The sequence below is a fragment of the Roseibium sp. genome (assembly GCF_965229775.1).
Classification (GTDB): domain Bacteria; phylum Pseudomonadota; class Alphaproteobacteria; order Rhizobiales; family Stappiaceae; genus Roseibium.
In genome coordinates this window covers 1,658,623-1,685,169 of record NZ_OZ245929.1, presented here as the reverse complement: position 1 = coordinate 1,685,169, position 26,547 = coordinate 1,658,623, and the positions used below count along the sequence as shown (strand labels likewise).

Below are 26,547 nucleotides of genomic sequence, written 5' to 3'. Positions count from 1 at the left end.
CCCCGGGCATCAGCGTTTCATCTGGCCGTTCCGGATCTGCTCAAGGATGTCGCCGACCCTTTTGTCCGCCGCCTCCATCCCCAGGCCGGTATCGATCAGGAAGTCGGCACGCTTGCGTTTTTCGGCATCCGGGACCTGTTTTTGCATGATCGCCTGAAACCGCTCTTCGCTCATGCCGTCGCGCGACAGAACACGCTCGCGCTGGATGTCCGCATCTGCCGTTACCACGACGACGACATCGACCCGGTCTTCCCCGCCGGTTTCAAACAGAAGCGGGATGTCCATGAGCACAACCGAATGACCATCAAGCCGCGCAAGATCCAGGAAGGTCTGCTCTTCCTCCCGCACCAGCGGATGCACGATTTCCTCCAGACGCTTCATCGCCTCCGGATTGCCGAGGACCTGTTTGGAGAGGCGCGTGCGATCAACCTTGCCGTCCACGATCGTGCCGGGGAACGCGTCGCCGATCAACGGGACCGCGCGGCCTTCATAAAGGGCATGCACGCAGGCGTCGGCATCGTGAACCGGAACGCCTCTTGCCGCGAACATTGCGGCGGTTGTCGACTTGCCCATGCCGATGGACCCGGTCAATCCAATCCTGATCACACGATCACTCCCAGATCCCTCAGTGCTAGCGTTCTGAGTTCATCCGTCACAACGGGCCGCTCACCGAACCAGCGCTCGAATGCCGGCACCGCCTGGTGCAGCAGCATGCCGATGCCGTCCACTGTCGGATTTCCCCGGGCAGCAGCCTGTTTCAGGAGATCGGTCTCAAGCGGGGAATAGACGATGTCGTTGACGAGAGCGTTTTCCGGCAGGTTCGCAAGGTTGATTTCTAGCGGTGGTTTCCCGGTCATGCCGAGAGATGTCGTGTTCACAAGCACGTCAGCCTGTGTAAGCGTTGTCCCCAGGTTGTCCCAGCCATGCGCAATCGTTCCGGTGCCAAATTCCTCGGCGATTTTCTCAGCTTTTTCCCTGGTTCGGTTGACGATATGCACTTCTGTGCAGTTTCGTGACAGCAGCGCCCAGACGATTGCGCGGGCCGCCCCGCCGGCACCAAGAACGACAGCGGTCCCCGGTGTCTCGTCCCAATTCGGAGCGAGCTGGTCAAGGTTGCCGAGAAAACCGAGCCCGTCGGTATTGGCGCCGCACAGCCTGCCTGTCTCGTCCAGCCAAAGCGTGTTTGCCGCGCCCATCGCGCGGGCCGCATCATCAAGCCAATCGCAAGCCCTTGCCGCGATTTCCTTGAACGGAACCGTCACGTTGGCACCGATCAGTCCGGCATCGGCGAAATGTTCATAAAAATGTTCGGCGTTCTCCGGCGGGACGTCCACACGTCCGTATTCGCCTTCGATCCCGTGCTTCGCGAGCCAGTATCCGTGTATCAGCGGCGATCTGGAATGCGACACCGGATGGCCTGTTATGGCGGCCTTTCTTACAAATCCGCTCATGTTTCGATGACCCCGAGTGTGCGCAATTCCGCGAGCAGCGGCAGCATGGGAAGGCCCAGGATGGTGAAGTAATCACCGTCGATCTTTTCGAAAAGCTGGACGCCCAGGCCTTCGAGCTGATAGGCGCCGACGCTCGAAAGAACGCTGTCCCCGGCATTCGCCAGGTAGTGGCCGACATAGGCCGGGCTCAACTCGCGCATTTTCAGCCGTGCCGTCGACACATTGCGCCATATCGCTTCGCCGTTGCGGGATATCACGACGGATGAATGGAGTTCATGGACCTTGCCGGAAAATGCCAGCAACTGGCGGCGCGCGGCTTCCATGTCTTCGGGCTTGGTGCGCCGCTCGCCTTCAAACGCCAGGATCTGGTCGGCGCCGACCACGAGATCGGCAGGTCTGCGGCCGCTGACATCGTTGGCCTTTGCCTCGGCCAGGACGCTTGCGAGATCTTCCGGCGGAAAATTCGCTTCCAGAAGCGGTTGTTCCACGGCCCTTTCGTCGACATCCGAGGGGTCCGTCTCAAAATTCAGACCCGCATTTTTCATCAATTCGGCGCGAATCCTGCTCCCGCTGGCGAGTACAAGTGCCATGTTGTTTCATTCCTATCCGTGCATCAGATGGCTCAGGCGCCGGCCGACGTGTCCGTTTCCGACTTGAAGCCCTTGAAAAGTGTCATGATTTCGGCTGCGGTTTCCTCCACCGACCGGCGCGTGACATCGATCAGCGGCCACTCGTTTTCGGAACAGAGCCTGCGTGTCATGTTGATTTCCTGCGAAATTTCCTTCCGGTCGACATAAGTGTCGTTGTAACCGTCTGAATTCAAAGAAAGAACCCGATTCCGGCGAATCTGCTGGATCCGTTCGACCGAGGCGATGAGCCCGACGATCATCGGACCTTTCAGTGACTTGACATGGTCCGGCAAGGGGATGCCCGGCACGAGCGGAACATTGGCCGCCTTGATGCCCCGGTTGGCAAGATAGATGCACGTCGGTGTCTTCGATGTCCGGGAAATACCTATGAGAACGATATCGGCGGATTCAAGGTCGTCCCAGACCTGACCGTCATCGTGCATCATCGTGTAGTTGAGCGCTTCCATCCGGCGGAAGTATTCCGCATCGAGTTCGTGCTGTCCGCCAACGCGGTGTGTCTGGGTGACATTCAGATAGGACTGAAACACAGCGAAGACGGGATCGAGGATGTTGACGAATGGCAGGCCGAGATCCCGGCATTTCTGTTCCAGGCGCTTTGCTATCTCGTCGTCGACAAGCGTATAGAGGACGATCCCCGGTGCGTTCTCGATCTCCGCAATCACCCTATCCAGTTGCTTAGACGAACGAACCAGAGGATAGACATGTTCGATTTCCTGGACATTCTCGTATTGAACGGTTGCCGCACGCGCCACGGTCATCAGCGTTTCACCGGTCGAGTCGGATACGAGATGCAGGTGAAAGTAGTGACGTGACTTGTTCACGATATCATCCCCAGGGCTGTTGACGGATTGGGAGTCTTCTCGGCGCCCGGGTGGGGTGTACGAAGTTTGTGCCCGATCATCAATATTTGTTAACAAAGCTCTAACGCGCGGAAACTGTATCCGAAACGATTGTGCATGGGTGTGGATTCACAATTCGTCTGTGACATTTCGACAGACTATCCACCTGCGCCCAATTTCTTAACGAAAGGTAAACATGCTGCCAACTATCTGTAAATAAATCATGAATCGGGTTATCGACTTTTGGGGAGCAATTTATCTTTCATTTTCCCGAAAATTTTCCCGCACGGAAATTTGTGCAAACGCATTGTGGATAGAAATTGATCCCGGTAATCCACTGACAATAAGAAAAAACAGATTCAAATATAGAATCTTGTTTGGTTTGAAATGTGGGAAAGGTACAGCCTTATGAAATCTCAAGACAGAGCCGTGATGCGGGTTCTCTCAGGAGAGAAGATCTGGCCGCCTCCCATATGGATGATGCGCCAGGCGGGACGCTATCTTCCCGAATACCGGGAAGTCAGAGCCAAGGCTCGGAACTTTCTGGATTTCTGCTACAACCCGGACCTGGCAACAGAGGTCACGCTCCAGCCGATCCGCCGTTACGGTTTTGATGCAAGCATTCTCTTTTCCGACATTTTCGTCGTGCCGGACGCAATCGGTTATCCGGTTCGTTTTGAAGAAGGCCGTGGTCCCGTACTTGAACCGCTGTCCTCCGATCTCATAGATCGTCTTGAACAGGAACGCGCCGAGGATCATCTCAAACCGGTCATAGAGACGGTCGGCCGGCTTCGTGCGGAACTTCCTGCGGAAACCACCCTCCTGGGCTTCTGCGGCGCTCCCTGGACCGTTGCGTGCTATTCGGTGGCAGGTCACACCACGCAGGATCAGGTTGCGGCCCGTGTTGGCGCCTATCGCGATCCGGACCTGATGCAGCGTTTTGTCGACCAGCTGGTGACCGCCTCGATCCGGTACCTTGTGCGGCAGCTGGATGCGGGTGCGGACGCCGTTCAAATATTCGATACCTGGGCGGGGGTTCTGGACGAGGCCGGTTTCAAACGCTGGTCCATCGAACCGACACGACGGATCGTCGAAGGTGTCCGCGCTCAGCGGCCGGATGCGAAGATCATCGGCTTTCCCAAAGCCTCTTCGGCCCGGGTGCTGTCCTTCGTCGAAGGCACCGGTGTGGATGCGGTCGGTTTCGACTGGACGGCTCCGGATCAGCTGGCGCTGGAAATTCAGCGGAAACTTCCTATCCAGGGGAACCTAGATCCGATGCGGCTTGTCGCCGGCGGGCCGGCTCTTGAAGAGGGCATCGCGCATATTCTCCGCACCTTCAACCAGGGACCACTGGTCTTCAATCTCGGTCATGGTGTTACCCCGGACGCGAATCCGGAAAATGTCGCGAAAATGGTCGAACAGGTGCGGAAGGGCTGATCCATGGATCTGTTTTTGTGGGTCAAGTCGCTCCACGTCATCTCGATCATCGCGTGGATGGCCGGAATGCTGTACCTGCCGCGGCTGTTCGTCTACCACGCCGACGCGGAAATTGGCTCGGTCCAGTCCGAAACCTTCAAGGTCATGGAACGGCGTCTTTTGAAGGCGATCATCAATCCATCGATGATTGCCGCCTGGATATTCGGATTGTGGGCAGCCTACGAATTGTCCGCGTGGCAGGACGGGTGGTTTCATGCCAAGCTTACACTTGTGCTGATCATGTCCGGCGTGCACGGATATCTCAGCCGGTGCGTGAAGGCGTTTGCGGCGGATCGCAATACACGATCGCAGCGCTTCTACCGGATTTTGAATGAGGTTCCGACCGTTCTGATGGTTGTGATCGTCATACTGGTCATCGTCAAACCCTTTTGACGTGACCTTACGGGTAGCTGCTGAAAATCAGCTGCCCATTTTTTGGCTGATCGAGTCCGGGCGAAGCCTGAAAAATCGGCAGATTTCCGGTCTTGCGGTTTGACCAAAAACACATTATCTTCGCGCCACTTCAAATCGGCGCATGTAGTTTCAAGCTGTAACGCTTCGCCGAACAATCTGGATACATCTAGACGTCTCTCAGATACTGTCTGGCCGACCCATCATCTCCGGCACAGACCGACCTTCCAAATGAAATCTCAATAACAACCCAGACCCCAACTCGATGCGGGAAATGAAACTCAAAGATCTAAAAGAAAAAACACCGACCGAGCTGCTGCAATTTGCCGAAGAGCTCGAAGTCGAAAACGCCAGCACCATGCGCAAGCAGGAGCTGATGTTCGCTATTTTGAAAAATCTGGCCGCCCAGGATGTCGAGATCATCGGTGAAGGCGTCGTTGAAGTCCTGCAGGACGGCTTCGGCTTTCTGAGATCTCCCGATGCGAACTACCTGCCCGGCCCGGATGACATTTATGTTTCGCCGTCACAGATAAGACGCTTCTCGCTCCGGACAGGCGACACTGTCGAGGGCCAGATCCGAAGCCCGAAGGAAGGGGAGCGGTATTTTGCTCTCCTCAAGGTCAACACGATCAACTTCGAGGATCCGGAAAAAGCAAGGCACAAGGTTCATTTCGACAACCTGACGCCTCTTTATCCCGACGAACGTTTCCGCATGGAGATCGAGGATCCGACGATCAAGGACCTGTCGTCTCGGGTCATCGATCTCGTGGCACCCCTCGGAAAAGGTCAGCGCGCGCTTATCACTGCACCGCCGCGGACCGGTAAGACCGTCTTTCTGCAGAACATCGCCAAGTCGATTACCAACAACCATCCGGAATGCTATCTGATCGTTCTTCTCATCGACGAACGTCCGGAAGAAGTGACGGACATGCAGCGCACCGTGAACGGCGAAGTTGTCTCCTCGACATTCGACGAGCCGGCATCGCGTCACGTGCAGGTGGCGGAAATGGTCATCGAGAAGGCCAAGCGCCTTACCGAGCACGGCCGCGATGTTGTGATCCTGCTTGACTCGATTACCCGTCTGGGCCGGGCCTACAACACGGTGGTACCTTCTTCCGGCAAGGTCCTGACCGGCGGTGTCGACGCGAATGCCCTGCAACGGCCGAAGCGGTTCTTCGGCGCGGCGCGTAACATCGAAGAGGGGGGGTCGCTCACGATCATCGCGACGGCGCTCATCGATACGGGCAGCCGTATGGACGAAGTCATCTTCGAGGAATTCAAGGGCACGGGTAACTCAGAAATCATCCTTGATCGCAAGATCTCGGACAAGCGCGTTTATCCGTCCATCGATATCCAGCGTTCCGGAACGCGGAAGGAAGAACTGCTTGTTCCGCACGAGCGTCTCAAAAAGACATTTGTTCTGCGCCGTATTCTCAATCCGATGGGGACCGTCGACGCGATCGAATTCCTTCTCGACAAGCTGAAGCAGACAAAGTCCAACGACGAATTCTTCGACAGCATGAATACGTGATCCGGAGGGATCGCTGCACTTGCAGGAGGCGCGAACCGCAGGGTTTGCGCCTTTACTTTTTGTTAAGACCTTCCCGACGCACCAATGCATTTTGAATCGGAACCGATCTGATGAATGAAAACATCCTCATGGAAACGGAGCGCCTCTTTCTACGGACGTGGCAGGACAAGGACATTGCCCCGTTTGCGGAGATGTGCGCTGATCCGGTGGTGATGCGTTATTTTCCAGATGTTATGACCCGGGAAAAGACCGAGCAGCTTGTTTCCAGATGTATCGAGAAACAGGAAAAGGACGGGTTCTGCATGGCTCCTGTCGAGGTCAAGTCGACAGGTGAGTTCCTTGGTTTCGTCGGTTTGAATACGCCGACCTATGCTGCACCGCTTCCATTCGAGCCATGTGTGGAGATCGGATGGCGTTTGAAACAGTCGTCCTGGGGGAAGGGTTATGCAAGCGAGGCGGCGAATGCCTGGCTTCGATTCGGTTTTGAAACCGTTGGACTTGACGAAATTGTTGCCTTCACGATCCCCGCGAACGAACCGTCGCAGAGGGTGATGCAGCGGATCGGTATGCGCCGTGACCCCGAAGGGGACTTTCTTCACCCGTCCTTGCCTGAAGATCACCCGGTCGCGCTCCATGTTCTCTACCGTCTGAGCAGGTCCGACTGGGATAAGCGGGAGAACGGCGTAGTGTGACGATTCACGTGAAACACCGTTTCGCTTGTGGGTGTTTCACGTGAATCCGCCGTGCCATGTCGATTCGGCATCGAACCGATCCGATCGTGCTTAGGTCGGTATAAGACACAGATGGGCGAAATTGGTGGAGGGCGCATCGTAACAGGTCCGGCGGTCGCGACGACAGCCCGCATTTCGGGTTTGAGCTGCACTCCAGACCAAGGTTTGGATATCCGATTGATTCACGTGAAACATCCACGTCATGTTTCACGTGAATCCGGGTTAGAACGCATTCCGCCCCGATTCGCTTGCGGAACGGTGCGGCGACGTGCTCCGGATCTGATGTCCACCTTGCTCTGGGACAATCAAACCCCATGCTTTCCCGTGATGCCATCCAAAGCTCTTTGCGATCGAATGCCGGTTTGCTACAGAGGCGCACGCGCGCATTCTCCGTTCCGTTTTCCTTTTGACAGCTGGCTGGTAAGAAAACATGGCTTCAACGATCTTTGCTCTTTCCAGTGGAGCCGTGCCTTCAGGGGTGGCCGTTGTCCGCCTGTCTGGTCCACAGACAAGCAAGATCATTACGGCCCTGTGCGGGCGTGTGCCGCGTGAGCGCCTGGCCGTGTTGTCGAAGATAAGGCACCCGGAGCTCGGGGAGGTGCTGGACGAAGGCCTGATCCTTTTCTTCAAGGGACCTCGCAGTTTCACCGGCGAAGATGTCGCGGAGCTGCAATGCCACGGGGGCCGGGCGGTTGTCGGAAAGCTGCTGGAGGTCCTGGGTTCGTTCGAAAACACGCGTCCTGCGGAGCCGGGCGAGTTCACCAGGCGGGCTTTCGACCACGGACGAATGGACCTAACAGAGGTCGAAGGTTTGGCGGATCTCATTGCTGCAGAAACGGAGATCCAGCGGAAGCAGGCAGTGCGGCAGATGGGCGGTGCCCTGGGCAAGCTCTACGAGGACTGGCGCAAACGGCTCATTCACATGCGTGCGATGATCGAGGCCGACTTCGATTTCGCCGATGAAGAGGATGTACCGGGCAGTGTGGCGGATGAGGTCTGGTCTGATGCGGCGGCGCTGCATGACGAGATTTCGGCGCATCTGCAAAGATCCAGAAGTGGCGAACGGTTGCGATCGGGCCTTCAGGTGGTTCTCATGGGAGCGCCGAACGCCGGCAAATCCAGCTTGCTGAACGCCATCGCCGGCCGGGATGTGGCGATCGTGACGGAAGAAGCCGGAACAACGCGGGATGCTATCGAAGTTCACCTGGACCTGGGCGGGTATCCGCTGACGCTTGTCGACACGGCAGGGATCCGTGACACGGACGGACGCATCGAAAAGGAAGGTATCCGAAGGGCAAAGGCGCGGGCGCAAGAGGCGGATCTTGTCTTGTGGGCGGTGGAGCCGGGTGGCATCGGTGCCGATGATCCGGTGGCAGGATTGCCGGCTGAATTGCGGGACGGCGTTCCACATTGGGTGGTTCATACCAAGGCCGATCTTGAGACTCTTCCGAAACAAGACTCTTCCGGAACAATCAAGCAAATCTCCTGTTCCAACCAAAACGAAGCGGGAACGCGATCCCTGTTTGAGGCCCTTGCTAATTTTGCAGAAGAAACGATTTCGTTCGGAGAGGCTCCGCTGGCGACGCGCGAAAGGCACCGTGTCTATCTGTCCGAGTGCCTGAAGGGCCTGGCACCGGCTGTCGAGTCGACGCACCTGCCATCCGAATTGCGGGCCGAGGACTTGCGAAGGGCGGCAGACGCGCTCGGGCGCATTACCGGCCGCATTGATGTCGAAGACCTCCTTGATGTGATTTTTCGAGACTTCTGTATCGGCAAGTGATGTTTCACGTGAATCAAGCGAATCGCTGGTTCGGTTCTGTTCCGGAACATGTTTCACGTGAATCATTGTAAGCGTCATCTGCCGAACTTCTCCTGATCTGTCAGGCGCTGGTTTCGCCTGGATGTTTGCGGCATCGATTTCGGCTTTGACCCTGATAGTCTCCCGCTCTATAAGAACCGCTGAGACTGGCTGCCATGAGCGGCTTCAAGCCGGACAGGATGCCGGCAATAGACCCCTGAAAAGTTGAAAAGTTACCGGGTGCTTTCAAGAGACCTGTGTGCACGGTGAAACGATGAGCGACCAGGACCTGATCTTCGACGTTGTTGTTATTGGCGGCGGCCACGCCGGATGTGAAGCCGCATCTGCGTCGGCGCGGGCCGGTGCCAGGACCGCGCTTGTCACGCATAAGTTCGAAACCATTGGCGTGATGTCCTGCAATCCGGCAATCGGCGGATTGGGGAAGGGGCATCTCGTCCGCGAGATAGATGCTCTGGATGGCCTGATGGGCCGGGTCGCAGATCAGGGTGGTATCCAGTTCAGAATGCTCAATCGCCGCAAGGGTCCGGCGGTGCGCGGGCCTCGTGCGCAAGCGGACCGGAAGCTTTACCGCGAAGCGATGCAGCGGGAAATAGCGGCGGTGGACGGCTTGACCATTGTCGAAGGCGAGGCCGACCGGATCCGCTTCCGCAGCGAAGGTGCGAAGAAGAGCGTTGCGGGCCTGGTTCTTGCTGACGGACGCATCGTGGCGTGCGACGCCGTCGTTCTGACCAGCGGCACCTTCCTGAGGGGACTCATCCATATCGGAGACAAGAAGATTGCTGCGGGCCGTTCCGGAGAAGCCCCGGCCATGGGTCTGTCGGTTTCCCTGGAAGAAATCGGCTTCGAACTCGGACGGCTGAAGACCGGGACGCCGGCGCGCCTCGATGGCCGGACGATCCACTGGGACAGGCTGGACGAGCAGCCGGGAGACGATGAGCCCGTGCCGTTTTCCACGCTCACGGACAAGATCGAAACACCGCAGATCCCTTGCCACATCACGCGAACGACTCCAGAGACCCACAAGATCATACAGGACAATCTCTCTCGTTCGGCCATGTATTCGGGCGAGATCAAGGGCCGTGGACCGCGCTATTGTCCCTCGATCGAAGACAAGATCGTGCGCTTTGGCGAACGCGACGGGCACCAGGTTTTCCTGGAACCCGAAGGCCTGGATGATCACACGGTCTATCCGAACGGGATTTCAACCTCGCTTCCGGAAGACGTGCAGCTCGCTTTTTTGAAAACGATACCCGGTCTGGAGGATGTCGAAGTCATCCAGCCCGGGTATGCGATCGAATATGATCATGTGGACCCGCGGGAACTCCGCCCGACCCTTGAGGCGAAGCGGTGCGAAGGTCTCTACCTGGCTGGACAGATCAACGGGACGACCGGTTACGAGGAGGCGGGTGCGCAGGGGCTGATCGCCGGCCTTAACGCGGCATTCAAATCGGCCGGGAAAGAGCCTTTCGTCGTGGACCGGTCGCAAGGCTATATCGGTGTCATGATTGATGATCTCGTGACGCGCGGCATCACCGAACCCTATCGGATGTTTACATCAAGAGCCGAATACCGGTTGTCGCTGCGCGCGGACAATGCCGACCAGAGGCTGACTCCGCTCGGTATTGAACGCGGTGTTGTTTCGGAGCACCGGAGCACCGCTTTTTCGGCGAAGATGGCCCGCATATCGGCGGCGCGGGATCTTTTGAAAACGCTGTCCGTAACACCGTCGGAAGCGCAGAAGAAAGGACTTCCGGTGAATCAGGACGGTATTCGCCGCTCTGCATTCGATCTCCTGTCCTATCCGAACGTGACCTACGAGATGCTGACGAAGGTCTGGCCTGAACTGTTAGAGCTTGATCCCGCCGTGACGGAGCAGGTCGCGACGGATGCGCTTTATGCCGTTTATCTCGACAGGCAGTTGGCGGATATCGACGCGTTGAAGCGCGATGAAGCGTTGAAAATCCCCGATGGTTTCGACTACGAAGCGATTGTGGGTCTGTCCAACGAAGTCAAACAGAAGCTGGTCGACATACGCCCGGCAACGCTGGGTCAGGCGTCCCGCATGGACGGAATTACGCCGGCAGCGCTGACACTCATTCTGTCGCATCTCAAGCGGCAGAGCCAGCGCGGAGCGGCCTGATGGGCCGCGCCATCGTGTTGAAAGACACTGGAAAAGTTGTTTACAAGTTTGGGGATGTTTCACGTGAAACGTTGGACAGGCTCCAGGTCTTTGTCGATCTCGTCTTGAAGTGGCAGCCGGCACAAAATCTTGTTGCACCGTCGACGATCCCCGATATCTGGATGCGTCACGTGGTCGACAGCCTGCAGACACAGTGGACTTATCCAGAGGCCGCAACCTGGGTGGATATCGGCAGCGGGGGAGGCTTTCCCGGCATCGTGACGGCAATTCTTCTTGCCGACATGCCAGAGTCCCATGTTCATCTGATCGAGAGCAATCAGCGCAAGGCGGCATTCCTGCGCACGGCATTGCGTGAGACGGGCTCGAAAGGAACCGTTCATCCGGGCCGGATCGAATCGGTTGCGAAAGAATGGTCACACGGGCCAGTAGATGCGGTTTCGGCACGCGCCCTGGCTTCCCTGGATCTTCTTTTTCAACTGGCAAAGCCCTTCACAGATGGCGGCGCGAAGGCTGTTTTCCACAAAGGTCAGGATTTTCAAAGAGAAGTTGATGAAGCCGCTGACTCTTGGAACTTCGATCTGGTAGAAAAGATGAGTGTTGTAGATCCCACGAGCCGGATGCTTCTTTTCTCTGATATATCAGCCCGGTCCGAATAGCCAAGGAAGGTGGGTGGCAATGAGCATGCTTCCCGAGAAACCGCGCGTTCTTGCGCTTGCGAACCAGAAGGGCGGCGTTGGCAAAACCACAACCGCGATCAATCTGGGTACAGCACTGGCCGCGATCGGCGAAAAGGTCCTCGTCATCGACCTTGACCCCCAGGGCAATGCTTCGACCGGTTTGGGTATCGAGCACCGCGACCGCGGTCTTTCGACCTATGAAATCCTCAGCGGGGATTGCTCCATGGCCGAGGCGGTTCGTGAAACGGCCGTTCAACGGCTGTGGGTTGCGCCGTCGACCATGGACCTGCTCGGGCTGGAGCTGGAGATCGCCTCGACCAGCGACCGGGCGTTTCGCCTGCGCAACGCCATCGAGCATCTGACACACTCGCGGCTGTTCCAGGAAGTCGGGTTCACCTATGTCCTGATCGACTGTCCGCCGTCGCTCAATCTTCTGACGATCAACGCCCTGTCGGCATCGCATTCCATCCTGGTTCCGCTCCAGTGCGAGTTTTTCGCCCTCGAAGGTCTCAGCCAGTTGTTGAGCACTGTGGAACAGGTAAAGGGTGCGCTGAATGCCGAGTTGAGCATCCACGGCATTGTCCTGACCATGTATGACAGCCGGAACAACCTCTCCAGCCAGGTCGTCGCCGATGTGCGCGAGACCATGGGCGACGCGGTTTACGAAACGATTATCCCGAGGAACGTCCGGGTTTCCGAAGCGCCGTCCTACGGCAAACCGGCGCTGCTATACGATCTGAAATGTGCGGGCAGCCAGGCCTATCTTCGCCTGGCATCGGAGATCATTCAGCGGGAACGGCAATTGCGGCGGGTTGCGGCATAGGTCCTGGTTGGATTCGGAACCGAACCGAAGGGACCAACCGCCGAAGAGCACTGCTGCGATAGCAAAATAACTTATTGAATTATAAGAAGAAAAAGGTGGATCATGGCTGAGAAAGACGGCAAGAACAAGCGTTTGGGCCGAGGGTTGGCTGCCTTGATCGGAGATTCAGCCCCGGAAGCGGCGGCTCCGCCTGAAAAGGTCATCAGGGACAGCAGACGTGTTCCGATCGAGCATCTTGAACCCAATCCACGCAACCCGCGCAAGACCTTCACCGAAAAGGATCTTGCCGATCTGGCAGAGTCTCTCAAGGCGAAAGGTATCGTTCAACCGATCCTCGTGCGTCCGGCGGCCGGCAAGGTCAACCGGTTTGAAATCATTGCAGGGGAGCGGCGCTGGCGCGCAGCGCAGCGGGTTGGCCTTCACGAAGCGCCGATCATCATCCGCGACGTGACCGACCAGGAGGCACTGGAACTCGCGATCATCGAGAATGTGCAACGCGCGGACCTGAACCCGATCGAAGAAGCAATGGGTTACGATCAGCTCACGGCCGAATTCGAGTACAGCCAGGGCGAGTTGGCCAAGGTCATTGGCAAGAGTCGGAGCCACGTTGCCAATACCATGCGTCTTCTGAAACTGCCGAATTCGGTCAAGGACTACCTTGCGGAAGGCCTGCTGACGGCAGGGCATGCCCGTGCGCTCATTACGGTTGAAGATCCCGCGGCGCTTGCAGAACTGATTGTCGAGAAGGGCCTGACGGTCCGCGACGCGGAGAAGATTTCCCAGGATCCGGACGCGCTTGCCAAGCTCAAGGGCGGCAAGGCTGCTGTGGAGAAATCGCAGAAGGATGCCGATACCAAGGCGCTGGAAAAGCGGCTAACCGATACGCTGGGTCTTAAGGTGGTTGTCGGGCACAAGCCCGGCAAGGAATCCGGTGATCTCAAGATCAAATATACCTCGCTCGAGCAACTCGATGAATTGTGCAGGAAGCTGGGCGTCGAGACGCGCTAAGCTACTGATAGTAAAAAGAAAAGTATCATCCGCAAACCGGATCAGCCCTGTTCATTTGGGTCTTTCAGCCTCTTGTTCAGCGCCGCTGTCCGCGGGCTCTTGCGACCCTTCCCAGGGTCAGAAGGGCCTCGGAGAGGACTGGCACGCCGAGCGGATCGTTGAGGCGTGAGATTTTCGTTGCCTCGGCGAGGATTTCCATTGCGCGCTCCAGATCGGACAATGACCAGATCTGCAGTTGCCGCGACATCCCGGGTTTGCGGCTGAAGAACACCGGCGGGCGCTGCTGGTCGATCACGGCCTGAACACTCTTGCCCTTATCAATGTCGATTCGCATCCGATGCAAATTCTGAAAGTGCTTGAGGGCCTGGTTCGCGATGATCGAGGCCTTTGACCCGGCATCGGAGAGCCGCTGGAGACCGTGGTCCAGGGTGGCGATGTCGCCGGTGCCGGCGGCGTCGATAAGTTCGGACATCTCGAATTCGGAGGCATCGCCGATGATGGCTTCAATGTCCTCGCTCTCGATACGGCCCTTGCCGAGTGCAAACAGGCAGAGTTTCTTGAGTTCTCCGCGGCTGGCCATCCGGTCGCCACCTAGCAACCCGTGCAGCAGTGCGCGCGCTTCGCGGGTTATGGTGAGGCCGGCTTCCCGGGTTTCCTCGTCGATGAGTTGGTCGATGCCGCGGTCATTGTCCGCGTAGCACGGGATCGCGAAGGCCCGCTTGCTGGGTTCGATCAGCTTCCTGAGGCCCGCACCCTTCTTGATGTCACCGGCCTCCAGGATGACGAATGTCTGCAGATCGTCCAGCTTCAGGACGGGTTCGACGGCGGGTACCAGGTTCTTGCCGCTTGCATCCTTGACCCAGACGATCCTGCGGCCTCCGAACAGCGGTATCGTGAGCACCTCGTCGATCAGCCGGTTCGGGTCACCGGCAATCTCGGCGGCGTCGATTTTCACCAGGTTGAAAGGATCGCTTTCGCCTTCCGACGCCTTCGCGGCGAGGCGCGTGGCGCGCTCGGAGACAAGACCGGTGTCCGGTCCGAATACGAGCACCAGTGCACCGCCATCAGGCGGGTTCGCAACAAATCGGTCCGTTTCGGCTGCTTTCAGGACTGTCACTGCCGCGGACTTTCAGCGGGAAACTCAGGATTGGCTGGCGAAATAGCCGGCCAGGCGGGTGGCGATGTCGTCGGCGACGGCCTTGGCAACCCGTTCCTGGGCATCGCGGAGCGCGCGCTGGTTGGCAAAACGCTGGTCCGAGAAGTCAAAGGAGGCTGACCGGAACGTGCGCCCGGTCGTGAGGGTTTCGTCCGTCTGGATGTCGCTCATCACGAATGTGGAATTCATGGTGATCGTGAACGCCGAGGGCACGTCCGCGAACTGTTCGATCGCGACTGCCGCCGTGTTCACATCCACCAGAACCTCAAGCCGGTACTTCTTTCCGGCCGAACCTGCGCCGCGTTCCAGCTTGAACGTGAGTTCGTTGTAAAGAACCCTCGTTGCCTCTTCCTGGGCGAACTGGGCAGAGATCGAATCAAGGTCGATGGCGGCCAATTCAGCCGCGACCGTGGAAGACTGTGCACCGAAATCACCCGTGGTGCTGGTGCCGTAGAGCGGGCGGATCTGGCACCCGCTCAGAACTATCGCTGCCGCAAAGGCGCTGAAAAGAGCGACCCGCCGAAGGAGGAACTCCCCCTTGAAGATGCTGCTAAACAACGACATTCACAATCCTTTGCGGCACCACGATAAGTTTCTTCGGCTGATTTCCGTTCAACGCCTTGCGAACGAAGTCCAGCGCCAAGGTAGCTGCTTCGACCTCCTCTTTGGAAGCCTCTTTTGCAATTTCCAGCTCGCCCCGGCGTTTTCCGTTGATCTGAATAGGATAAGTAACTGAATCTTCCGCTAACAGGGCGGGGTCGGCGACGGGCCACCTGGTTTCCGAAATGAGATTGTCGTGTCCGAGGGCGGACCAGCACTCCTCGGCAAGGTGCGGCATCATCGGCGCCATCATCTGAACGAGATAGTCGGCTGCTTCCCGCACGGCGTATTCCGTCTGGTTGTCGGCAATGCCGTCGCTGATCGTCTTGCTGATCGTGTTGACCAGTTCATACAGACGCGCGACCGCCCTGTTGAAGCCAAGCGCTTCCAGGTCGCCGGAAACCGCGTGAAGCGTCTTGTGGCTGGCACGGCGCAGCTCGAGCGCCTTGCCCGAGACCTCGGGCGCTGCGCCGTTTCGCGGCTCGCACCTGTCGGAAATCTCGCCGATCAGACGCCACACCCGCTGTACGAAGCGCCAGGCACCCTGAACGCCGTCTTCCGTCCAGATCACGTCGCGCTCGGGTGGGCTGTCGGACAGCATGAACCAGCGCGCGGTATCGGCGCCGTAAGTGTCGATGATATCGGTCGGATCGACGGTGTTTCGTTTCGACTTCGACATCTTCTCGATCGAGCCGATCGCGACTTCCTCGCCCGTATCCAGCAGCGTGGCGCGCCGTTTTCCGTCAACATCCTCGATCCGGATTTCCGCCGGCGAGATCCAGGCGCCGTTTGCGCCTTCTCCCAGCCGGTAGGTTTCATGCGTAACCATGCCCTGCGTGAACAGTCCCTTGAACGGTTCCTTCAGGTCGAGTGCACCAACCTTCTGCATCGCGCGTGTGAAGAACCGCGAATAGAGCAGGTGCAGGATCGCATGTTCGATGCCGCCGATATACTGATCGACCGGCAACCAGCCATTTGCCGCCTCCGGGTCCGTAGGCTGATCGCAGTCCGGGGCCGTGAAGCGGGCGAAGTACCAGGAGGAATCGACGAAAGTGTCCATCGTGTCGGTTTCGCGCGTCGCCGGCTTGCCGCATTTCGGGCAGGTGGTCTCACGCCAGGTCGGATGCCGGTCGAGCGGATTGCCGGGCTTGTCGAAATTGATGTCGTCCGGCAGCTGGACCGGCAGGTTTCCGTCGTTTTCGGGAACAACGCCGCACGTGTCGCAGTGAATGACCGGGATCGGACATCCCCAATAGCGTTGGCGCGATATGCCCCAGTCGCGCAGGCGGTAGTTGATCTGGCGTTCGCCCTGCGGGGCACCGTCAACGGTGATCGATTCCAGCTTCTGCGCGATCGCTTCCTTGGCGTCGGGAATGGACATGCCATTCATGAAATCCGAATTGAAGATGGTGCCGTCTTCGGTAAAGGCCTCCGTGCCGATTTCGAAGGTGGCCGGGTCGGCGTCCTTCGGCAGCACGACCGGCTTGACCGGCAGCCCGTATTTACGGGCGAAATCGAGGTCGCGCTGGTCATGCGCCGGGCAGGCGAAGATCGCGCCGGTGCCGTAGTCCATTAGGATGAAGTTGGCGACATAGACCGGCAGTTCCAGCGTGCTGTCGAGCGGATGGCGGACGCGCAGGCCCGTATCGATGCCCTTTTTCTCGGCCTTTTCGATGGCTTCTTCCGATGTTCCGACCCGCTTGCATTCGTCGATGAACGCCTTCAACTCGGGATTGTCCTCAGAGAGTTTCGCCGAGATCGGATGATCGGGAGACAGGCCCATGAAGGATGCGCCGAACAGGGTGTCCGGACGGGTCGTGAAGATTTCCAGTGACGTGTCGCCGGTGGGGGCAGGGCTGGTGAATTCAAAACGGACGCGCAAACCCTCCGACCGCCCGATCCAGTTCTTCTGCATCAGGCGCACCTTGTCGGGCCAGCGGTCGAGCGTTTCGATCGCGTCCAGCAGGTCTTCGGAAAAGTCGGAGATCTTGAAGAACCACTGGGTCAATTCGCGCTGCTCAACCAGCGCGCCGGACCGCCAGCCGCGCCCGTCGATCACCTGCTCGTTCGCCAGGACGGTCATGTCGACCGGGTCCCAGTTCACTTTCGCATTCTTGCGGTAGACCAGCCCGGCCTCGAGAAATCTCAGGAACAGGCGCTGCTGCTGCGTGTAATAGGCAACATCGCAGGTCGCGAACTCACGGCTCCAGTCGAGGGACAGGCCCATGATCTTGAGCTGTTCGCGCATGGCGGCGATGTTTTCGTAGGTCCAGTCCTTTGGGTGAACCTTGTTCTGCATGGCTGCGTTTTCAGCCGGCATGCCGAACGCGTCCCAGCCCATCGGATGGAGAACGTTGAAGCCTTTCGCACGCTTGTAGCGGGCAACGACATCGCCCATCGCGTAGTTGCGGACGTGACCCATGTGAATGCGGCCGGACGGGTAGGGGAACATCTCAAGGACATAGTATTTTTCGCGGGGATCGTCGTTGTGGGTGACGAAAACGTCCTTGTCGTTCCAGACCTTCTGCCAGCGCGCTTCCACTTCGCGCGCGTTGTACCGTTCCGTTGCCATCAATTGTGCCGTTTGTTCTTGCCGCCGGATCCGGCGGAATTCCTGAAAGATCGATTGCCGGACTGTCACCAGATATCCGGCCCCGGGTCAACATGTGACTCAAAAAAGAGCCCTGTGAAGCCTGTTTATTTCGCAATGCCGCATTCGTAAAGCGATCGCTGGCCGCTTCGGCGCAAGAATGTGTCAAACCGGCACTTGAGGCGAGCGCCGTTCAGGGCTTAAGAGTGGGTGGTCCGCCAATCCGGTTGCACAGGGAAAAATGATGTCCTCCGCCACAGATCGTCTTTCACAGGTTCAGTCCGACATTCGCGGCGCGGAGACGGAATACGGCAGACCGGAAAACGCGGTCCGGCTGATCGCCGTTTCCAAGACATTTGCCGCCGAAGATATTTTGCCTGTGCTGGAAGCCGGTCAGCGCGTCTTCGGCGAGAACCGCGTTCAGGAAGCCATGGGCAAGTGGCCCGGATTGCGCGAAGCCTATTCCGATATCGAGCTGCATCTGATCGGTCCGCTTCAGTCCAACAAGGCCCGCGAGGCCGTGGCGACATTTGATGTCATTCACACTGTCGACCGCCCGAAAATCGCCAAGGCCCTCAAGTCGGAAATGGACCGGCAGGGCAAAAACCTTCCCTGCTTCATTCAGGTGAACACGGGTGAAGAACCACAAAAAGCCGGCATACCCCCAAAGGATGTCGAGGCGTTCCTCACCGAGTGCCGTGATACGATCGGACTGAATATTATCGGGCTGATGTGCATCCCGCCGATCGACGAAGCGCCGGGCGAACATTTCGCGCTCCTGGAAAAGCTGGCGAAACGCGCCGGCCTTGAGCAGCTCTCCATGGGCATGTCCTCCGACTACGGAGTGGCTATCGGCTTCGGCGCAACCTACGTCCGCGTCGGTTCGGCGATCTTCGGCGCGCGCGGTTGAGGGTTTCTCAATCCTGGACTTCCTGTTGCCAGTGAATTCGTGTGAGATTTTTCCGAAAGAGTGGGCCTTCTCGAAGCGCGAAGATCGATTAAGAAACGTTAATTTGTATTATTAAACTTACCCTCCCAAATAAAAACCGTCAGCATTCAAATTGCCTGCAGACTGAAGCAAACGAATTGGGAGGACGATGAATAATTATAAAAAAGAATGCTGTTTATATTCTTGGTATCTTGGCAATAGCTATAGCCGTCTCAGGATTAATCTTGGAGGTGCCCGATATAATTGGCACGTCGCAGGCCCTGGCATGCCCGACGGGTTGGAATTGCTGACACTCAGCAGCTGCCGCGCATCGAGAATTTCCGAGACAATACGGACGGGATTCAAGCCTGTTTCCGAGGTTACCAATACCGGGAGAGGCGTGTGCATCAGCCCAATCGATTTCTGAAACTTTTGCTGGCCCGTGTCGAATTCGTTCGACGGGCCCGTCACCCGAAGGAGAAGCCGGTGAAAAAGGAAGCAAACACAATCAAAAAAATGCCGACGGTTCGAGAGGCGGCACCAACCGCCGTCGGTGCGTCCTACAATCTGATGCCGCGCGTGGTGCAAACGCCAGCCGGACGCAGGATCATGCGGGACTGTTTCTGATCCGCGATAGTCGAACGGCCGTGCGGCGCAATCAAATACGCGCCACGGCCGTGTCGGCGTTTTGGACTGCGGACCGGAATGCGCGCGGCAGGGCCGCTTTTCAAAGTCTTGCCGCGTGCCTCCGACACGAGTGCCCCCTATTTATGTGAGATCCAAATGTCCGAACCTCTGATCACGTTTTACAAGATATTCGAAAAGGTTCCGGCCATCATACCTGCCGATCCGTCTGCCTATGGCAGCATGCCCACGGATGCGTTTCGCTATTGCGAGGCCATGCGCACCGCCTCTTCGTTTGGTTGGTATGTCTATCCGCCCAGAACGCTGACGCTGACGGTCAGCGAGGATATCGTCTATGCGTATCTTGATGGCGAATGGGTACTTGTGAAGAGTGAGTACCTGAATGACGGCTTCAAGAAGGAATGGGAAAACCTCGCACCGGGCACTCTCAAGCGCCATTTCCCGGCGTTCCTCAGGCCCATTCCGTTGCCTGGCACCCTCCAGATATTTACCGGTCACTTTGTTGAAACTGCGCCGGGATGGAGTGTCCTGGTGCGTGCACCCGCCAATGTCCCGCGCGGACCTTTCCAGGTATACGAAGGCATTGTCGAGACCGACGAGTTCAATCCATGCCCGATTTTCGTGAACATCCGCATTACGGAAACCGGCCGCGAGATTCGACTGCCCTTCAACGTGCCGCTTGCACAAATACAACTCGTCCCGCGACAGCTTTACAAGCAAGACCAAAAACGGGTGGCCTATATCGAGCAGGCCGAGAGCGTGGCGGCCATGTTCCCCTGGGATCGTTTCACCGACACTGTGCACAGCGAACCGCATCCGCGCGGACGGTATGCGGTTGCGCGGCGCAAACGAGACCAGAGGGACAAGGAAGAGTCATCCAGGGCAGCTCACGCAACAGATTTCGTGTCTGCCTGATTGCTTCTGCGCGTTACCGGACGTTTCCAGGCACAAGTGAATTTTTCGGAACAGACACTGACTTATGCAGCCTCAACAATCATGGACCGTAAAGTGTCCTCGCTAACGCTGCCCGGCGCGCCAATCGCCACCAAACGGCTTTCCGGTTGTCGCGCCCCCCACGCCTCGTCCCGGGCGATGTCGATCCGCTTGCCCACGACCTGGACAATAATGCGATGATCGGGATCTTCTTCGCTGAAGACAAATCCCTTCATCCGGTAAACACCCCCCGGCAATTGTTTGACGGCGCTTTTGAGGGCTGACAATCGCAGCGGTCTGTCCGATCGCACCATCGTGGTTGCAAACTGCGCCGCGTGCGGGTGTTCTTCGATGTCCTCGTTTTGGTGCTCAGGACATCCGCACCCCGGTCCATGAACATGGTGATCCGCATCTTTAAGCTGGCTCTCCGCGAACCGCCCGACCGACAGAAGAATATCGAGCGGGACTTGCGCGTTGACCGCTTCCACGAGCCGGTAGCGTTTGAAGCGCGAACCGAGCCACTTATGAACTTCGGCCACTGTTTCACTGTCGACCAGGTCGACCTTGTTCAGGATGACCATGTCCGAGAATGCGATTTGACGGAGCTTCAGTTCCATCTGTTCCGGAGCAGCAAAAATCTGTTCCGCGTCGACCAGACATACGATGCTGTCCAGGCGGATCAGGTTGCGAAACTTCTGATCCGTGAATGTCATAGCGATCGAGGACGGGTCCGAGACGCCGCTGGCCTCCAGGATGATGTATTCCGGTCTCTCGTCTCGCGCCAGAACCTGTTCGACAGTTTCAATCAGGTCATCCCTGATGGAGCAGCACACGCACCCGTTGGCAAGGCTCATGACATCGTCCTCGATGCCGACGACTAGGTCGGCATCGATGTTAATGGATCCGAAATCGTTCACGAGGACGGCAACGCGCAGTCCATGATGGCCTGTCAGGATCCGGTTGAGCAGGGTCGTCTTTCCGGACCCCAGGAAGCCGGTCAGGATTGTCACCGGCACCGCAGATTTTTCTCCAAACTCGATCATGGCCCTACTCCGGTTTCTTCCGGTTGGGGATAACGTCATCGACATTGATTGAAAAACCAGACGGCCATTGGGTTCCGGGCTCACGGAAAACATCTGCCGGATAGTATTCCTTGGGATCGATCTCCATGTCGCGGTATTTCTGATCCTGTTGCTCGGCCCTAGACGAGCGAGGTTCAGGCAGTACGACTTCGTCGGGCAGCGAAATACGTCCAGCTTCTTCAGCTGCTGCAAGTTCGCGGAACGGCGGAACTGTCCCTGACTTTCCGGGAAGTGTAGCCTTCCGGTACCAGATAGCTTCCTTGGTAACATTGACGACCGCGACATCCAGCCCCCATTGGAACAAGCCATCATAGTGGGCGCGGATGCCGGCCAGCATTTCTGCATCGATATCTTCATCCTGGGTATAGTGCGTCACCATGCCCAGGCGCGGGCGCGTGTCGGCGAAGAGTTTTCCGACCGCGTAATGCGATGTGTGGTGTGTATCGATGGTGTAGTTGAAGAGTTCCTGCGGCAGACCATACTTGTACGTCATGAGCTGACCGATGTCCTGGCCGGACATTTCTGTAACGAACACATCGACGCCTTCACCGTACTTGCGTGAAAGTTCGTCCGGGCGGCCGTCGCCGGTCCAAACGAAACTCAGGCCATTCCAGTCGAGGCGGTAGCCGACGGCACCATCCTTTGCGTGGCTGCGTGGCCAGCTCCGAATGACAACGCCGTCCTGATCATAAACAATGCCGCCTTCCTCGCGATAGTCGAACTCATTGACCTCGATTTCATATCCGTCGCCGATCGGAAACACATCGAAGGCTTCGAGGTGCCATTTCATCATCTGCTGCATGCCGTTGACCATGCCCTGGGTGCCAAGTTCGGGCGTGCGGCCGGAGGGTCCGTGAATACGCAAAGGCGTATAGCCGCCGGACCAGGCGCGGAAGGGATAGATGTAAGGAATGTCGGCGTAGTGGTCGACATGAAGGTGCGTAATGAAAATGTCGTTAATCAGCTGGCCGGGAACCTGCATGCCAATAATGTTGCGTACGCATCCGGAGCCAAAGTCGAAAAAGAACCTCTTGCCATTTCCAAGCTCGACCATGATGCATGTTCCGGCTTGGTCTTCTCTCGGCGGGTAGGGCGTGGACCCGCAAAAGGATATGCGCATTTCGTCCGGGCCGAGTTCTTCGGACAAGGGAAAGTAATTGGCATTGGAACCAGTCATGTATTTTGTCGGTCGGAAGTACTCTGGAAGCGAAATGCCACCTGCCGGGCGGCCGCCATAGGGGTTTTTGAGAGCCTCCCCCAGCGGTCCATCGCCCGAGTGGGCCTGTGCTCCTTCAGAGGCGACCGTTGCCGCACCGGTTACCGCCGCACCGGTTGCCATCCCTTTCAGGACACTGCGCCTGCTCGGATTTTCAACCTGGTTCTCTTCCGTCTCATTGTCGGTTTTGCGGTGGTCGTTGTTGGTGTGATCACTCATTTCGTGAACCTTTCCTCCGGTCTCTGGGGCCGTGAAACCCGGCGGAGGATCTCCGCGCGCAGCTCCACAAGTATTTCGTTGATCTGGGAGGCTTCCGTGCTGTCGATGGTGCCACATGCAAGTCGCGAACACAGACATTCGTAGTCTTTACAAGCCTCCGTCAGGTGCACATCTGTCTGAAGGCGTTTTTTTATCGCTGTCGCCTGCTCAGGCAGGTCTCGGTGGACGAACTTCATTGACGATGTGCTCCGTTGCGCTACGCTGATCGGCAACACGCTGAGTAGAATTCGGCCCCGGCTCCGGGCCAAGTGACTCACCGTGAAACGTGGGTGAGACGGCAATGCCAGCGAAGGGCAAAAGCACAGGATCTGAGCAATCGGCCGATTGCGATCCGAAGGCTGTTCGCGATGCGCTCCACGCGGTCATCTCAAGTGAAGAGCTCGCGTCCTCACCGCGTCTGAAACAGATCTTGAGCTACATCGTCGAAGAGCGGTTGGCCGGACGGGGCGACCAGATCAGGGGCAAGACCATTGCAGCCGATGTGTATGGCCGTGCGCTTGACGGACGCAATGCGTCGGACAACATCGTGCGCGTGGAAGCGCGCCGCCTGAGACGCGTTCTGGATCAGTTCTACGAAGGCAGCGGCCGAGATGAGAACATTCGTATCCACGTTGATGCGGGAACCTATGTTCCCCGGTTCGAACTGCGCGAGGATACCAACGCGGCCGCCAACGCCGGAAAAGAAGCCACGTCTGTTACGGAGAACACAACCTCCGTGTTCGTGCGCTCAGCACCTCCATTGAGATTTGCGACAGTCGCGGGTGTTGTCGTTGCGCTGGTCGCAGGTGGCGTCTTTCTGTTCCAGCAGAGCGCGGTTTCGCCGGTCGTCCCAGCGCCGGTTACGGATCCGCAGGTCGCCGTGCGCTCCGCTCTGATGGAAAAGTCCCCGGTGTCGGTACAGTCGATGAACCTGGCAGCGCAGGCGCGTGGACTGCTTTTTCCCGTGTTCGACGCGGAGCGCCAACGTCTCGCGATAAGTCTCTTTGACCGCGCAATTGCGCTAGACCCGAGTTTGCCCGATGGGTATGCCGGCAAGGCTCAGGCCCTTGCCACACTGGCCTTCCTTGCCAAGGACGATATGCAGAGCACCGACCTGATGCAGCAGGCAGCCTCGCTGGCATCCAAGGCCAGGGAACTCGGGCCGACCAACGCGCGTGCGCACGGAGCAACGGCATGGATCGCAAGCATGTCCGGTGGAAACGAGACAGCCCGCAAACATGCGAACATTGCCGTCGGTCTGATGCCCGATGATGGATATATTCTCGATATAGACGGGGTCGTTGCGATAATGGCTGGAGATGGGGCTCGGGCCGCAAAGGCGTCCGATCCGGAGCGCCTGCGTCTTGGAGAAGGGCGGTTTGGCGCACCGAACATCTGGGGTGTGGCGAATTACATGCTGGGAAACTACGACACTGTGATTGATGCCTTCGAGACTGCTCCGGCAGCCGGAGCGCCGGTCTCAGCTCCCTCGCTCATTTTTCTCGCTGCAGCGCATGACCACCTTGGCAACACAAGAGCCGCGGCCAACGCAGTACGTGACTTGCGCAAAACCTGGCCGGATTTTCCGGTTCCGTTCGTACTCGACAAGATGTTTGCCCAAAAGGACTATGCGGCTGACATCTACTCCAGGCTGGAAAAAAACGGCTATGAACGCGCCGGTATCGGTGTCCGCGATGACGGCAAGTCATAGCGGCGCTTGATCAACTACACAAAAACAAAGTATTTTTATTCGAAATTGTAAATATTATTCGATAGTTTATTTCTTGTTAGAAGCCAAGTTCTTGCCGAAAACTTTGAATGTTGTCTTCAATATGACTGACCTATGGCTGAATACGCTTCCCGGCCACAACAATGCCGCGAATGTTCCCAAGAGCAGCCCTTTGCCGGTCGTGATCGCGGATCAGAGTTCTTCCTGTTCCGGTTCGGCAGGTCGCAGGGGCCTGGCGGATGGACGGAACACAAGCCGGATGCACCGACTTCCCCAAGACAGGGGACGGGCAATCCGGCGAGAACCAACACTTGGAGGTTTAAACATGTCCAAACGTCTTACCGCTGCTCTTCTCATCGGTGCCTTCACGGCCTCTACAGCAGCGCTTGCACAGGGCGTGTCATTTGAGACAATCGACAGCAACCAGGACGGTTTCGTGAGCTTCGATGAAGTCACGGCAGTCGTTCCGGATATGTCGGAAGACGTTTTCAAGGCTGCGGATGCGAATCAGGACAACCTGCTCGATCCGGCTGAATTCGCAGCGGTTCAGCCGTAATCCGGCTTCGGGCGATCCTCCCCCCGTAAGCTGCACTTGCAGCGGGGTTGCCTGATAAAGACCACTGCCGGTACGGTCACACCGGCAGTGGTTTTCGTCATTCTGCAGGCCGTTGTAGGCGGTCTTCCGTTTGTCCGGTGATCCGGGCCGGTCCAGCTCAATCCATTGGTGAGTTTTCGTCATCCCTTCCCGTGTGTTGCCTTGTTGACCTCCATCGGGTCGTTTGCAAGACTGCGCGCATAAGAATGGGAGGACATCATGAAATCACTTGCCTGGGCCCTTGGCGCAGCCGTTGCGCTTGGCCTTTCGACCGGTGCTGCCTTTGCGGCAGACACGACGTTGCGTATTTCCCTGCAGTTGCCGCTGAAGAGCCACCTCGGCCAGAACCTTCTCCTGTTCAAGGAAGAGGTTGAAAAGAACGCGAATGGCGACATCGCCGTTGAAATCTATGATTCGGCGCAGCTCTACAAAGACAAGGAAGTTCCTGCGGCGGTCGGATCCGGCGCGATCGAGATGGGCGTCGCCTCCCTCACGCGCTATGTCGGCGACATCCCCGCCGTCGATATCTTCTACCAGCCGTTCCTGTTCGACACGGAAGACAAGGTGCGGGCCGCGGTCGCGCCGGGATCGCCCGTGCGTGCGCCGCTCGACGAGGCCATCAAGGACACCGGATCGACCGTTTTGTGGTGGCAGGCCTATGGCGGTGCGATCATGCTGTCCCAGGGCGGACCGCTGAAGACGCCGGAAGACATGAAGGGCAAGAAGGTCCGCGTGTTCGGCAAGACACTCGGCGACTTCGTGACGTCAGCCGGCGGTGCGCCGACGCTGATTTCCGGTTCCGAACAGTATCTTGCCTACCAGCGCGGCACGGTCGATATCGGCATGACCGGCGTTTCCGGCGTCAAATCGAGAAAGCTCTGGGAGGTGATGGACACGATCTCCGTGACCAACCACGCGGATATCGAATTCATTGTCGTCGTAAACACCGATTTCTGGAACGGGCTGCCGGAAGAGCAGAAGGCCGTGATCCAGGCGGCAGCGCTCAAGGCCGAGAACGATGTGCGCAACCGCATGGCCGAAATCGAGGCGGCGGCCTATGCCGCGGCCGAGGAAAACGGCATGACCGTCTACAGGCCGACAGCGGACGAGATCGCGGCGTGGAAGGCCGTCAGCCAGCCGGTCTATGACACGTATTCCGAAAAGGCGGGCGCGCTGGGCCAAACCGTGATGGACGCGGCAAAGGGCCTTTAAAATCAACCGGGTTCGGCCACGCCGTCTTCTCGCGAGGCGGTGTGGCC

Annotated in this window: 24 protein-coding genes; 15 read left to right on the top strand and 9 right to left on the bottom strand. The window is 57.9% G+C overall.

Annotated features, from left to right (window positions below):
- Positions 1–9 precede the first annotated feature (9 nt).
- Genes coaE through ACO07N_RS07610 form a run of 4 tightly spaced genes read right to left on the bottom strand, consistent with a single transcriptional unit; the run spans position 10 to position 2,922 of the window.
- Positions 10–606 (bottom strand): dephospho-CoA kinase, encoded by a 597-nt coding sequence (coaE, locus tag ACO07N_RS07625; protein ID WP_421980445.1) that lies wholly within the window; start codon positions 604–606, stop codon positions 10–12.
- Positions 603–1,451 (bottom strand): shikimate dehydrogenase, encoded by an 849-nt coding sequence (locus ACO07N_RS07620; RefSeq protein WP_421980444.1) that lies wholly within the window; start codon positions 1,449–1,451, stop codon positions 603–605. The genes coaE and ACO07N_RS07620 overlap by 4 nt, the downstream gene beginning before the upstream one ends.
- A complete protein-coding gene (locus ACO07N_RS07615) occupies positions 1,448–2,041 on the bottom strand; it encodes a Maf family protein (protein WP_421980443.1) in 594 nt (197 codons plus the stop codon). Before ACO07N_RS07615 ends, ACO07N_RS07620 begins: the two co-directional genes overlap by 4 nt.
- Before the next feature lie 32 nt (positions 2,042–2,073).
- Positions 2,074–2,922: a pyruvate, water dikinase regulatory protein gene (locus ACO07N_RS07610; RefSeq protein ID WP_421980442.1), complete on the bottom strand. Its 849-nt coding sequence runs from the start codon at positions 2,920–2,922 to the stop codon at positions 2,074–2,076.
- A 426-nt stretch (positions 2,923–3,348) separates the two neighbouring features.
- Between ACO07N_RS07610 and hemE the strand changes: the two genes are divergently transcribed.
- The 9 genes from hemE (at position 3,349) to ACO07N_RS07565 (ending at position 13,556) form a co-directional block, all read left to right on the top strand.
- The gene (gene hemE / locus ACO07N_RS07605) at positions 3,349–4,377 is read left to right on the top strand and encodes a uroporphyrinogen decarboxylase (protein WP_421980441.1); all 1,029 of its coding nucleotides are present in this window, start codon (positions 3,349–3,351) and stop codon (positions 4,375–4,377) included.
- A 3-nt stretch (positions 4,378–4,380) separates the two neighbouring features.
- The gene (gene hemJ, locus ACO07N_RS07600) at positions 4,381–4,809 is read left to right on the top strand and encodes a protoporphyrinogen oxidase HemJ (protein WP_421980440.1); all 429 of its coding nucleotides are present in this window, start codon (positions 4,381–4,383) and stop codon (positions 4,807–4,809) included.
- A gap of 283 nt (positions 4,810–5,092) precedes the next feature.
- Positions 5,093–6,358 carry a transcription termination factor Rho gene (gene rho / locus ACO07N_RS07595; protein ID WP_152499163.1) on the top strand — a complete coding sequence of 422 codons (1,266 nt, stop codon included), beginning with the start codon at positions 5,093–5,095 and terminating at the stop codon, positions 6,356–6,358.
- A 110-nt stretch (positions 6,359–6,468) separates the two neighbouring features.
- On the top strand, positions 6,469–7,050 hold the full coding sequence (locus tag ACO07N_RS07590; protein WP_421980439.1) for a GNAT family N-acetyltransferase: 582 nt from the start codon (positions 6,469–6,471) through the stop codon (positions 7,048–7,050).
- A 469-nt stretch (positions 7,051–7,519) separates the two neighbouring features.
- Positions 7,520–8,869: a tRNA uridine-5-carboxymethylaminomethyl(34) synthesis GTPase MnmE gene (gene mnmE / locus ACO07N_RS07585; RefSeq protein WP_421980438.1), complete on the top strand. Its 1,350-nt coding sequence runs from the start codon at positions 7,520–7,522 to the stop codon at positions 8,867–8,869.
- A gap of 292 nt (positions 8,870–9,161) precedes the next feature.
- Positions 9,162–11,048 (top strand): tRNA uridine-5-carboxymethylaminomethyl(34) synthesis enzyme MnmG, encoded by a 1,887-nt coding sequence (gene mnmG, locus ACO07N_RS07580; protein ID WP_421980437.1) that lies wholly within the window; start codon positions 9,162–9,164, stop codon positions 11,046–11,048.
- The gene (rsmG, locus tag ACO07N_RS07575) at positions 11,048–11,704 is read left to right on the top strand and encodes a 16S rRNA (guanine(527)-N(7))-methyltransferase RsmG (protein ID WP_421980436.1); all 657 of its coding nucleotides are present in this window, start codon (positions 11,048–11,050) and stop codon (positions 11,702–11,704) included. The genes mnmG and rsmG overlap by 1 nt, the downstream gene beginning before the upstream one ends.
- Before the next feature lie 19 nt (positions 11,705–11,723).
- Positions 11,724–12,548 carry a ParA family protein gene (locus ACO07N_RS07570; protein ID WP_421980435.1) on the top strand — a complete coding sequence of 275 codons (825 nt, stop codon included), beginning with the start codon at positions 11,724–11,726 and terminating at the stop codon, positions 12,546–12,548.
- Between the two features lie 102 nt (positions 12,549–12,650).
- The gene (locus ACO07N_RS07565) at positions 12,651–13,556 is read left to right on the top strand and encodes a ParB/RepB/Spo0J family partition protein (protein ID WP_421980434.1); all 906 of its coding nucleotides are present in this window, start codon (positions 12,651–12,653) and stop codon (positions 13,554–13,556) included.
- A 76-nt stretch (positions 13,557–13,632) separates the two neighbouring features.
- On the opposite strand, the gene holA is transcribed toward ACO07N_RS07565, so the two are convergent.
- Genes holA through leuS form a run of 3 tightly spaced genes read right to left on the bottom strand, consistent with a single transcriptional unit; the run spans position 13,633 to position 17,884 of the window.
- Entirely contained in the window at positions 13,633–14,673 is a 1,041-nt protein-coding gene (holA, locus tag ACO07N_RS07560; protein ID WP_421980433.1) for a DNA polymerase III subunit delta, read from the bottom strand.
- Positions 14,674–14,697: 24 nt separating this feature from the next.
- Positions 14,698–15,276, bottom strand: a complete 579-nt coding sequence (locus ACO07N_RS07555; protein ID WP_421980432.1) for a hypothetical protein — start codon at positions 15,274–15,276, stop codon at positions 14,698–14,700.
- Positions 15,263–17,884 (bottom strand): leucine--tRNA ligase, encoded by a 2,622-nt coding sequence (leuS, locus tag ACO07N_RS07550; protein ID WP_421980431.1) that lies wholly within the window; start codon positions 17,882–17,884, stop codon positions 15,263–15,265. The genes ACO07N_RS07555 and leuS overlap by 14 nt, the downstream gene beginning before the upstream one ends.
- Positions 17,885–18,143: 259 nt before the next feature.
- Between leuS and ACO07N_RS07545 the strand changes: the two genes are divergently transcribed.
- The 3 genes from ACO07N_RS07545 (at position 18,144) to ACO07N_RS07535 (ending at position 20,390) form a co-directional block, all read left to right on the top strand.
- Positions 18,144–18,812, top strand: a complete 669-nt coding sequence (locus tag ACO07N_RS07545; protein WP_421980430.1) for a YggS family pyridoxal phosphate-dependent enzyme — start codon at positions 18,144–18,146, stop codon at positions 18,810–18,812.
- A 504-nt stretch (positions 18,813–19,316) separates the two neighbouring features.
- Positions 19,317–19,457: a hypothetical protein gene (locus ACO07N_RS07540; RefSeq protein ID WP_421980429.1), complete on the top strand. Its 141-nt coding sequence runs from the start codon at positions 19,317–19,319 to the stop codon at positions 19,455–19,457.
- Positions 19,458–19,613: 156 nt separating this feature from the next.
- Entirely contained in the window at positions 19,614–20,390 is a 777-nt protein-coding gene (locus ACO07N_RS07535) for a DUF6065 family protein (protein ID WP_421980428.1), read from the top strand.
- A 62-nt stretch (positions 20,391–20,452) separates the two neighbouring features.
- Here the strand turns inward: ACO07N_RS07535 and ACO07N_RS07530 are convergent, their stop codons facing one another.
- Positions 20,453–21,451, bottom strand: coding sequence for a CobW family GTP-binding protein (locus tag ACO07N_RS07530; RefSeq protein ID WP_421980427.1), 999 nt, complete (start codon positions 21,449–21,451; stop codon positions 20,453–20,455).
- 4 nt (positions 21,452–21,455) lie between these two features.
- Positions 21,456–23,063: a guanitoxin biosynthesis MBL fold metallo-hydrolase GntH gene (gene gntH / locus ACO07N_RS07525; RefSeq protein WP_421980426.1), complete on the bottom strand. Its 1,608-nt coding sequence runs from the start codon at positions 23,061–23,063 to the stop codon at positions 21,456–21,458.
- A gap of 202 nt (positions 23,064–23,265) precedes the next feature.
- Here gntH and ACO07N_RS07520 point away from each other — a divergent pair, with 202 nt between their 5' ends.
- The 3 genes from ACO07N_RS07520 (at position 23,266) to dctP (ending at position 26,500) form a co-directional block, all read left to right on the top strand.
- Positions 23,266–24,675, top strand: a complete 1,410-nt coding sequence (locus ACO07N_RS07520; RefSeq protein WP_421980425.1) for a tetratricopeptide repeat protein — start codon at positions 23,266–23,268, stop codon at positions 24,673–24,675.
- Positions 24,676–25,018: 343 nt separating this feature from the next.
- Positions 25,019–25,249 (top strand): hypothetical protein, encoded by a 231-nt coding sequence (locus tag ACO07N_RS07515; protein ID WP_306142332.1) that lies wholly within the window; start codon positions 25,019–25,021, stop codon positions 25,247–25,249.
- A gap of 258 nt (positions 25,250–25,507) precedes the next feature.
- A complete protein-coding gene (dctP, locus tag ACO07N_RS07510) occupies positions 25,508–26,500 on the top strand; it encodes a TRAP transporter substrate-binding protein DctP (protein ID WP_421980424.1) in 993 nt (330 codons plus the stop codon).
- Positions 26,501–26,547 lie beyond the last annotated feature (47 nt).

Excerpts from the sequence above, each read along its gene's own strand:
- ACO07N_RS07620 (WP_421980444.1), bottom strand. The coding sequence starts at position 1,451 with ATGAGCGGATTTGTAAGAAAGGCCGCCATAACAGGCCATCCGGTGTCG.
- ACO07N_RS07615 (WP_421980443.1), bottom strand. The coding sequence starts at position 2,041 with ATGGCACTTGTACTCGCCAGCGGGAGCAGGATTCGCGCCGAATTGATG.
- hemE (WP_421980441.1), top strand. The coding sequence starts at position 3,349 with ATGAAATCTCAAGACAGAGCCGTGATGCGGGTTCTCTCAGGAGAGAAG.
- hemJ (WP_421980440.1), top strand. The coding sequence starts at position 4,381 with ATGGATCTGTTTTTGTGGGTCAAGTCGCTCCACGTCATCTCGATCATC.
- rho (WP_152499163.1), top strand. The coding sequence starts at position 5,093 with ATGCGGGAAATGAAACTCAAAGATCTAAAAGAAAAAACACCGACCGAG.
- ACO07N_RS07590 (WP_421980439.1), top strand. The coding sequence starts at position 6,469 with ATGAATGAAAACATCCTCATGGAAACGGAGCGCCTCTTTCTACGGACG.
- mnmE (WP_421980438.1), top strand. The coding sequence starts at position 7,520 with ATGGCTTCAACGATCTTTGCTCTTTCCAGTGGAGCCGTGCCTTCAGGG.
- mnmG (WP_421980437.1), top strand. The coding sequence starts at position 9,162 with ATGAGCGACCAGGACCTGATCTTCGACGTTGTTGTTATTGGCGGCGGC.
- rsmG (WP_421980436.1), top strand. The coding sequence starts at position 11,048 with ATGGGCCGCGCCATCGTGTTGAAAGACACTGGAAAAGTTGTTTACAAG.
- ACO07N_RS07570 (WP_421980435.1), top strand. The coding sequence starts at position 11,724 with ATGAGCATGCTTCCCGAGAAACCGCGCGTTCTTGCGCTTGCGAACCAG.
- ACO07N_RS07565 (WP_421980434.1), top strand. The coding sequence starts at position 12,651 with ATGGCTGAGAAAGACGGCAAGAACAAGCGTTTGGGCCGAGGGTTGGCT.
- ACO07N_RS07555 (WP_421980432.1), bottom strand. The coding sequence starts at position 15,276 with ATGTCGTTGTTTAGCAGCATCTTCAAGGGGGAGTTCCTCCTTCGGCGG.
- leuS (WP_421980431.1), bottom strand. The coding sequence starts at position 17,884 with ATGGCAACGGAACGGTACAACGCGCGCGAAGTGGAAGCGCGCTGGCAG.
- ACO07N_RS07545 (WP_421980430.1), top strand. The coding sequence starts at position 18,144 with ATGATGTCCTCCGCCACAGATCGTCTTTCACAGGTTCAGTCCGACATT.
- ACO07N_RS07535 (WP_421980428.1), top strand. The coding sequence starts at position 19,614 with ATGTCCGAACCTCTGATCACGTTTTACAAGATATTCGAAAAGGTTCCG.
- ACO07N_RS07530 (WP_421980427.1), bottom strand. The coding sequence starts at position 21,451 with ATGATCGAGTTTGGAGAAAAATCTGCGGTGCCGGTGACAATCCTGACC.
- gntH (WP_421980426.1), bottom strand. The coding sequence starts at position 23,063 with ATGTCTGTGTTCGCGACTTGCATGTGGCACCATCGACAGCACGGAAGC.
- ACO07N_RS07520 (WP_421980425.1), top strand. The coding sequence starts at position 23,266 with ATGCCAGCGAAGGGCAAAAGCACAGGATCTGAGCAATCGGCCGATTGC.
- ACO07N_RS07515 (WP_306142332.1), top strand. The coding sequence starts at position 25,019 with ATGTCCAAACGTCTTACCGCTGCTCTTCTCATCGGTGCCTTCACGGCC.
- dctP (WP_421980424.1), top strand. The coding sequence starts at position 25,508 with ATGAAATCACTTGCCTGGGCCCTTGGCGCAGCCGTTGCGCTTGGCCTT.